Source organism: Rhodococcus sp. CX (genome assembly GCF_015865005.1).
Lineage (GTDB): Bacteria > Actinomycetota > Actinomycetes > Mycobacteriales > Mycobacteriaceae > Rhodococcus.
Map to the genome: position 1 here is coordinate 1 of NZ_JADZGH010000078.1, position 7,431 is coordinate 7,431.

Annotated in this window: 9 protein-coding genes; 4 read left to right on the top strand and 5 right to left on the bottom strand. The window is 67.4% G+C overall.

What is annotated here, in order from left to right:
* Positions 1–809 precede the first annotated feature (809 nt).
* Positions 810–1,682, top strand: coding sequence for an SGNH/GDSL hydrolase family protein (locus tag I0Q12_RS08625; protein ID WP_197251533.1), 873 nt, complete (start codon positions 810–812; stop codon positions 1,680–1,682).
* Between the two features lie 12 nt (positions 1,683–1,694).
* Here the strand turns inward: I0Q12_RS08625 and I0Q12_RS08630 are convergent, their stop codons facing one another.
* Genes I0Q12_RS08630 through I0Q12_RS08640 form a run of 3 tightly spaced genes read right to left on the bottom strand, consistent with a single transcriptional unit; the run spans position 1,695 to position 4,325 of the window.
* The gene (locus I0Q12_RS08630; RefSeq protein ID WP_197251534.1) at positions 1,695–2,201 is read right to left on the bottom strand and encodes a hypothetical protein; all 507 of its coding nucleotides are present in this window, start codon (positions 2,199–2,201) and stop codon (positions 1,695–1,697) included.
* A complete protein-coding gene (locus tag I0Q12_RS08635; protein WP_197251560.1) occupies positions 2,198–3,268 on the bottom strand; it encodes a MerR family transcriptional regulator in 1,071 nt (356 codons plus the stop codon). Before I0Q12_RS08635 ends, I0Q12_RS08630 begins: the two co-directional genes overlap by 4 nt.
* Before the next feature lie 43 nt (positions 3,269–3,311).
* Complete coding sequence (locus I0Q12_RS08640) at positions 3,312–4,325, bottom strand: hypothetical protein (RefSeq protein WP_197251535.1); 1,014 nt, start codon at positions 4,323–4,325, stop codon at positions 3,312–3,314.
* A 96-nt stretch (positions 4,326–4,421) separates the two neighbouring features.
* Here I0Q12_RS08640 and I0Q12_RS08645 point away from each other — a divergent pair, with 96 nt between their 5' ends.
* Positions 4,422–5,003 carry a TetR/AcrR family transcriptional regulator gene (locus tag I0Q12_RS08645; protein WP_197251536.1) on the top strand — a complete coding sequence of 194 codons (582 nt, stop codon included), beginning with the start codon at positions 4,422–4,424 and terminating at the stop codon, positions 5,001–5,003.
* Between the two features lie 186 nt (positions 5,004–5,189).
* The gene (locus tag I0Q12_RS32425; RefSeq protein ID WP_248674236.1) at positions 5,190–5,435 is read left to right on the top strand and encodes a CD225/dispanin family protein; all 246 of its coding nucleotides are present in this window, start codon (positions 5,190–5,192) and stop codon (positions 5,433–5,435) included.
* Between the two features lie 172 nt (positions 5,436–5,607).
* On the opposite strand, the gene I0Q12_RS08655 is transcribed toward I0Q12_RS32425, so the two are convergent.
* On the bottom strand, positions 5,608–6,222 hold the full coding sequence (locus I0Q12_RS08655; RefSeq protein WP_197251537.1) for a dihydrofolate reductase family protein: 615 nt from the start codon (positions 6,220–6,222) through the stop codon (positions 5,608–5,610).
* Between the two features lie 102 nt (positions 6,223–6,324).
* The gene (locus tag I0Q12_RS08660; protein ID WP_197251538.1) at positions 6,325–6,765 is read right to left on the bottom strand and encodes an SRPBCC family protein; all 441 of its coding nucleotides are present in this window, start codon (positions 6,763–6,765) and stop codon (positions 6,325–6,327) included.
* A 150-nt stretch (positions 6,766–6,915) separates the two neighbouring features.
* Between I0Q12_RS08660 and I0Q12_RS32430 the strand changes: the two genes are divergently transcribed.
* The coding region (locus I0Q12_RS32430) for an alcohol dehydrogenase catalytic domain-containing protein (RefSeq protein ID WP_307846129.1) at positions 6,916–7,431 on the top strand (516 nt) is incomplete at its 3' end.

Here is a 7,431-nt window from a genome sequence, read left to right on the forward strand (position 1 = left end):
CGGAGACCCTACGGGTCGCTGAGTCTGCTCGGCCCCTTCCCCAACGCTGCCCGGTCGCCATACTCCGATAGACCGTCTCGGCCAGCACTCCTGGCCCCACGTCGGGTGGTGACGTGTGGCTTCGGCTGGACCCGGTCGTTCGTGTCGACCCGTACGATCGGGTGCTCCGCCACCAGCTGCGGAGGCTGAAGGTACTGGTGCCCTGTCGGTTTCGGGTTCGGCTCCGTGGCCGGAGACCCGCAGCGGCGATGCGCTGACGTCGGACTACGGGAGGGTAGCGACGGGCACGGTCATGCCTCGGTTACCGGAACGGCCCTCGTGCACAACCGTGTAAGTGGAACGCCTGTGGCCCCTCGACCGGCGGGGTCGAAGGGCGGAAGTGTCAGGACGTCGACAGGGGATCGAGCGGAGTCGCTCGCCGATGCGCGCCTCGATCGGGCGCGGGGATAGAATCCAGCCTACGGTGCATGACAGCTTCCTTCTGTCGTGTGCCCAGACCCCGGATCGGTGTTGGCGCACCGGCCGGGGTCGACCTGTTTTCAGGTGATCTTGAGATGGTGCCACGCGCGGTGAGGGTGGTCAACTCGAACGGGTGTTCTATCTTCATCGGCGTGTCGCTGTCGCGAGAGCCGCGTCCGAGCGAATGTACCGCTCGTCTCCTCAGATCGACTGAATGTGCCGCTCGCTCGGAAAACGGGTGCGACGCCTGCGGAAAACGGGTGCGACGCCTGCGCTCGTTGTTCCCGGACACAGAAACACGACGCCCAATCTCCCCGTCGTCACGGTGCTCGTCACAGATACTGCTGATCATGAAGCCCGTTGGAATCCGCGCCGCCGTCACCGCCGCCGTCGTCGCGACCACCGCCGCTGTCTCGTTCGCGCTTCCGGCCACGGCATCTGCCGTCCCTGCGAACGGTGGTGTGCGGTACGTCGCGCTCGGAGACTCCAGGGCCGCCGGCCCGTCCCTGGACCCGGCTACGCAGACCAATGCGTGCGAACGCTCCGACCTCGGCTATCCGACGCTCGTCGCGCAGGGAGTGGGCGCGGCGTCGTTCCTCAACCTGTCATGCACCGGAGCGCACACCGAGCACGTGACAAACACTCCGCAGCACACGTCGAAGGGGCCGGTGCCGCCGCAGATCGAGCAGATGCCGTCGGACACCACACTCGTGACACTGAGCATCGGGGGTAACGACATCAGTTGGCCCACACTGGTTTCCCCGTGTTACGCCACTGCGCCGGGTGGTGATGCCAGATGCCGAAACAATCCGACGGTCACCGGCCGGGCGCTGTCCGCACTCGCCGGACTCGGTCCGAAGGTGTGGTCGACGCTCACCGCGATCAGGTTGAAGGCCCCGGCTGCGCGCGTCGTGCTGGTCGGGCACGGTGGAATCTTCGGTGATCGCGGATGCTGGCCCAACCTGCCGATCAGCGACGCCGACGCGGTATGGGCGAAAGGCTTCTTCGCGATGATGAACGGCGTCCTCGCCACGGCGGCCGCGACCGCCGGTGCCGAGTTCGTCGACGTCACCGCAGGGGCGGAAGGGCACGACGCGTGCGCCGCTCCCGGGCAACGGTGGTTCGAGGGGCGCCAGGCCGGCCCGTCGTCGAGCGCGTTGCACCCGAACGCCGCAGGCATGGCGCACATGGCGCGTCGGGTGCTCGGCACGGTGCGTCGTTGAACCTCCGCGTCGTTATACGGAAGTGCCGGGCGCGGAGGCGCGTTGCGTACGGTCCTTCCTGACGATGGCGTCGCCGACCTCGTCGATGGCGGCCCGAATGGTATCGCCGTACGGCCCGTCCGGCAGGTTCGGCGCGTGCTTGCGGGCTGCGGTGACGTGATCGGTGGCGGCATCGAAGGAGCCGAGTCGACGGAAGTTGTCGGCCAGGTTCAGGTGCAGTGACGGATAGAAGCCGGCGATGTGCAGATCGGCGTGGTGTTCTTGCACTCGTTGCTCGGTCACGGCAGCGGCGGCATCGAGGGCGCGAATGTCCCAGGCCAGGGCCTGGGCGGCATCTGCGTAGAGGTCTGCCAAGTAGTGCGCGAGAGTGCAGCGGTGCAGTGGGTCACCGAGGACGCCGATCTCGGACCACAAGGCCAGCAACTGTTTCCGAGCGGCCTCAGGGTTGCCGGATCGTCCTTCGGCGACGACCTGCGCGATGGCATCCATGGTCGGGTCGGGATCAGCGGAGACGGTCATCGAAATGCTCCCTGGGGGTCGATGGGCATGGCGAGGGTCGTGAGGTCGCCGCGGTCGGCGGACCGCACCGTGACGGGCAGGTCCTGTCCCCGTAGGTCCAGCATCACGTCGGGGCCGATCGCGGTACTGATCGCCGGGTAGAACGTCGTGAGCTGGAACGTAATTCGCACGTCTGCTCCCGTCGCCGCGGCGTCCAGAGATCCGAGGGACTGCTCCTCGCCGGTGAGGAATTCGGGAACGCCGTCGGTCACGCTCAGCGCGATGTGCTCGCCGGCGCTGTCCTCGAGCGCCCGCAGGAGCGCGTACTTGGCGACAGTCACCCGAGTGGTGGGTTCCGGTAGGTTCGCGAGCATCGCCCGATAGTCGGGGAAGGGCTCGGTGACGAGCCTGCAGTGCAGATCGTCGCGCTCCGCGACCCTCAACCGGATTCCGTGCGCCGACGCTTCCACGTGGACCGTTGCGCAGCGGCGCATCTCGTTTGCCGCGGCACGCAGGTCTCCTGCATCGACCGTCGCGGACCAGGTGGCAGCCGTCAGTTCGTCGGGCACCAGGGTGCGCGTCGAGAGCCGGTACCGATCGGTTGCGGTCAGGGTGATCGCGTGCGGACCGGCCTCGATGTGGATGCCGTCGAGCACCGGCATCGATGGCTCCCGCGCTGTCGCGCTCGAGACCTGTTCGACCGCGTCGGCCAGCACCGGTCCTTTCAACGTGGCGATCGGAATGCCGGGTGCATCGGTCAGCGCCGCGGTGAGGCGAGCGGCTTGCCGTCGGGCTGCGGCGGCATCCTCGAGCACCTTCGCGACGTGTTGGTCGATCATCCGGGCCGCCTCGGCCGGTCCCGCGTCCAAGGCTGCTCTGACCGCCGCCAGCGGCATGCCGATCTCGCGGAGCTGCCGGAGCATGTCCGCGCGGGGCAGCTGGTCGGGACGGTAGAAGCGGTAACCCGATACGGGATCGACCTCGGCCGGCACCAACAGCTCCGAGTCGGCGTAGAACCGCAGCGCGCTCGGGGTCAGGCCGGAACGCCCGGCGAAGACCCCGATCGACATGAGATCAGAAGGTTGCACCACGCCATCATCGGGTTTCAACCAACGTGAAACTCAACTCCGATCAGCCGACGGTTGCGAGTTCCTCGGTCTCGTCGACGACCTTCGATTCCCGCGCGGCGGCGATGCATGTCAACAGCACGCCGGCTGCCGCCCACACGGCCAGGACCGTCCACGGGAACGCGGTGTTCGCGTCGGGGAAGTACGACAGTTCCCGCAGCAGGGTCGCGCCCGCGCCCGGCGGGAACCACTGGCCGATCGCACCCCACGGGGCGAGGATGAACTCGACCGGAATCGCGGCGGCGGAGATCGGATTCGCGATCAGCATCATCAGCACCGCGCCGACCCCGATGCCGGGCATGCCGAGGAGGCTGCGCAATCCCACGATCGGTGCCGAGATCGCCACGATCGTCAACCCGATCGCGGTGGCGTTGACCCAGAAACTGCCGTGAAGTCCCCCGAACCAGGCGTGGAGGATACCGGCAAGCAGCAGCCCACCGGCGACCGCGTACGCCACGAGTGCCACGACGCGGGGGAGGGCCGTGCCGATCGCGACCGAGATGATCACGGCGCCCGCCATGCCGCCGAGGACCAGCGGGAACGCGGCCGCCGAGATCTTCGCGCCGCGCGGATCGGCGTCGTCGAAAGGCACCACGTCGGTCACGGTGACGGCCGCACCGGTCCGTTGACCCAGCTGCGCTGCTATCGCTTGAAGCATCTGGGCGACTTGAGGATTCGCGGCCGTTGCAATCAGGACCTCGGGTGCCTCGCCGGGCGCTGAACCGAGCACGATCGCGCCGTAGACCTCTCGCTGCTCGATGGCCTCGACCGCAGCCGCGCGGTAGCTCACGGGCGTGGGTGCGAGCGCCTCGCCGGCCTGCGCCGCGACGACACCGGTGACCTGTGCGACCGCGGCTTCCGGTCCCGCGACCGCGACGGGGAGGTCGCGGGGTTCCGACGTGACGGCAGGCCACGTGAAGGCCAGCAGAACGATTCCGACGATCGCGGCGGCACCGACCGCCAGTGCGATCGCGCGCGCAACGGGGGTGCTGCCCGATGCTGCCGGGGTGTGGCTCATGGGGACCCTCCCATTGAAAACGAATATTCGTTCTCTATGGAAGACCTCGGATAAGGTGCTTGTCAACAGCTCGAGAGGATGGAAGGAAAACCGGTCGTGCCCAGAGTCAGTCAGGCGCATCGTGTCGCGCGGCGCGCGGAGATCATCGATGCCGCCCTGCGCTGCTTCGCGCGCTCGGGATACCAGCGCACGACGATGGCCGACATCATCGCCGAATCCGGTTTGTCGGCCGGCGCGATCTACGGCTACTTCGGCGGCAAGCAGGAGCTCCTCGTCGCCGTCGCCGACCACGTACTCGGCGATCGGGGCAGTGCACTCACGGACGACAGCGGATTCGCGGTCGAAGGGCCCGGCGACATCATCGCCGCACTCCTGCACAAGCTCGACGAAGGCGGACTCGGCAGCGCCGTCCTCCAGCTGTGGGCGGAGGGCACCATCGACCCCGAAATCGGTGAACTCGTCCGCACGGTGTTCGGCCGACTGCGCGCCTTCGTGACGGACCTGCTCGCCGCGTGGGCCGAGGAGAATCCGTCCGCGATCGGAACCGCCCCGCGTACATGGGCCGCCGAACGCGCGCCGATCGTTCTGGGTCTCGCCCAGGGATTCATCGTCCAGAAATCGTTGATCGAGGATTTCGACGCCGACGCGTACATCGCCGGAGCGCGCGCGGCGCTGTAACGGCGGTGTGCCTTTCTGGCGGCCCTGACCGCCAGAAAGGCACACCGGGGCCGAAGGCCCACAAAGTCGTGGGAACATCAACAGGTTCAGAACATTCGGCCCGGCGGATTCCAGTACAACGCTCCCGTCGAGCAGATCCGCCCGGCGCTGCCGCCGCAGAACACGGGCTGGGCGGTCGCGGCACTGATCTTCTTCTGGCCGCTCGCATTCTCGGCGCTCTCGCACGCGGCGAAGGTGTACCCGCTGTGGGCGATGGGCGACTACGCGGGTGCGCAGGCGTCGTCGGACAGCGCGAAGCGACTCGGCAGGATCGCGTTGCTCGTGTGGGCGATCTTCGTCGTCGCGCTGATCGTGTTCTACGTGGTCATCTTCGCCGCTGCCATGTCGGCGATGAACGATCTCCCGTCGTACTCGGACTACTCGTACCGCTGACCGTCGGCGGGTCGGCGTCGACGTCGAAACATCCGTATCGACAGCGTCCGGCCGGCCGGCTGATCCGGTCGGGAACGTCAGAGGTTCTGTAGCCCAGCAGGATTCGTGCTCGAGGAGGGGTGAGCACGCACCGGGTGTCACTGGGCTCACCGAGTTCCCGACCGGATCGAACTCACTCGACTTCCATCGTTCCGAATTCGGCACGCCCATCCCGCCGGTACACCGCGATGATCACGCCCGTGCTCGTGCTGCGCGACTCGACGAGCGACATCGCGGTATCGAGACCGCGCTCGGCGAACAGCCGGCGACCCTGACCGACGACGACCGGGAACGTCAGCAGGTTGTACTCGTCCACGAGATCGTGTTCGTGGAGCGTGCGCACGAGCTCGAGACTGCCGTGAACCTGTAGTTCGCGACCGGGACGGCTCTTCAGCTCGGCCACGGCAGACACGATGTCGCCGTCGAGCACGGTGGTCGGCCTCCACTTCGGGTCGGTCAGCGTGGTGGAGGCGACGAACTTGGGCAGGGTGTTGAGCCGGTTGGCGACGATGTCGTCGGGGTCGGTGGCGTTCGGCCACGACGCGGCGAAGATGTCGTAGGTCTTCCTGCCGAGCAGGAACGCATCGACGCGGCCGAACACCTCCTCGATGAAGGCGCCGGTGTCGTCGTCGAACAGCGGCACCACCCAACCACCGCGCTCGAAGCCACCGCTGAGATCCTCCTCGGGTCCGCCCGGACCCTGTGCGACTCCGTCGATCGAGACGAACGTGGTCACCGTGAGTTTCATCCGCTTCTCCCTTCGGGGGTTCCACAGGGATCAGACCGCCGGGCGGAGCGGAATTCATCGGGGCGGCGATAGGCGAAAGCAGCCGCCCGCGGCAACTTCTGATCAGACCAACTGGCCGAGGCGCGTGCGCAGCGCCTGCTCGGTCTGGCGGACCGCGGTGCCGACGACCGGTTCGATGAGCATCCCCAGCGCGCGCCCGGCGAGGCCGCCGGGCAGCTCGTACCCGAAGTCGACGTCGAGCCGGGAGGAGTCGCCGAGGTCGGTGAAGGTCCAACTCGACGACGTGCGGAAACCCGCGACCGAGTTGAGCACGATGATGCGGTCGCGTTCCCATTCGACGACCTCGAGGCGGGTGTCGAGGCTCTTCGGGCCGATCTGCATCGCGGCGTCGAAGACCGCGCCGAGCCCGCTGACCTGGGCCCCGACCGGCTCGAACCGGCTGACCCCGAACATCCACTCGGGGACCGTGCGGTGATCGTCCACGTATGCGAACGCGATATCCAGAGGAACTGCGGCGACGGCGCTGTGCCGGACGTGGAACATCGTCGAACCCTTCGTGACGCAAATTACTGTTACCGACTGTAGCGGGAAGTTGGACGGAGGAAAACGGTTCGGCGATTTTGCTGCCGAACCTCTGTCCGCCTGTTTCACTCGCGGTGACGCGTGTCACACAAGCAACCGATGGAGGGGTTCGTGAAGATCAAGGCCGCAGTGTTGAAGGGAATCGGTCAGCCCTGGGAAATCGACGAGATCGACCTGGGTGACCCGGTCGCCGGTGAGGTGCAGGTCCGCCTGGCCGCGTCCGGTCTGTGCCATTCCGACGAACACCTCCGCAGCGGAGCGACGCCGCTGCCCTTCTACCCGATCCTCGGTGGCCACGAGGGCGCCGGCGTCGTCACCAAGGTCGGGCCCGGCGTGACGAACCTCGAGGAGGGCGACCACGTTGTCCTCGCGTTCATTCCCGCGTGCGGCCGTTGCCGGTCGTGTGCGAAGGGCCTGCAGAACATCTGCGACCTGGGTGCGGGTCTGCTCACCGGTCAGGCCATCTCGGACGGCTCATATCGGGTGAGCCTGCGCGGCGAACCGGTCATCCAGATGTGCCTGCTGGGCACGTTCGCGCCGTACGTCACCGTCAACGAAGCCTCCGTCATCAAGATCGAGAAAGATATCCCGCTCGAGAAGGCGGCGCTGCTCGGCTGCGGTGTCGCC

Excerpts from the sequence above, each read along its gene's own strand:
- I0Q12_RS08640 (WP_197251535.1), bottom strand. The coding sequence starts at position 4,325 with ATGAGCCACACCCCGGCAGCATCGGGCAGCACCCCCGTTGCGCGCGCG.
- I0Q12_RS08625 (WP_197251533.1), top strand. The coding sequence starts at position 810 with ATGAAGCCCGTTGGAATCCGCGCCGCCGTCACCGCCGCCGTCGTCGCG.
- I0Q12_RS08660 (WP_197251538.1), bottom strand. The coding sequence starts at position 6,765 with ATGTTCCACGTCCGGCACAGCGCCGTCGCCGCAGTTCCTCTGGATATC.
- I0Q12_RS08655 (WP_197251537.1), bottom strand. The coding sequence starts at position 6,222 with ATGAAACTCACGGTGACCACGTTCGTCTCGATCGACGGAGTCGCACAG.
- I0Q12_RS08630 (WP_197251534.1), bottom strand. The coding sequence starts at position 2,201 with ATGACCGTCTCCGCTGATCCCGACCCGACCATGGATGCCATCGCGCAG.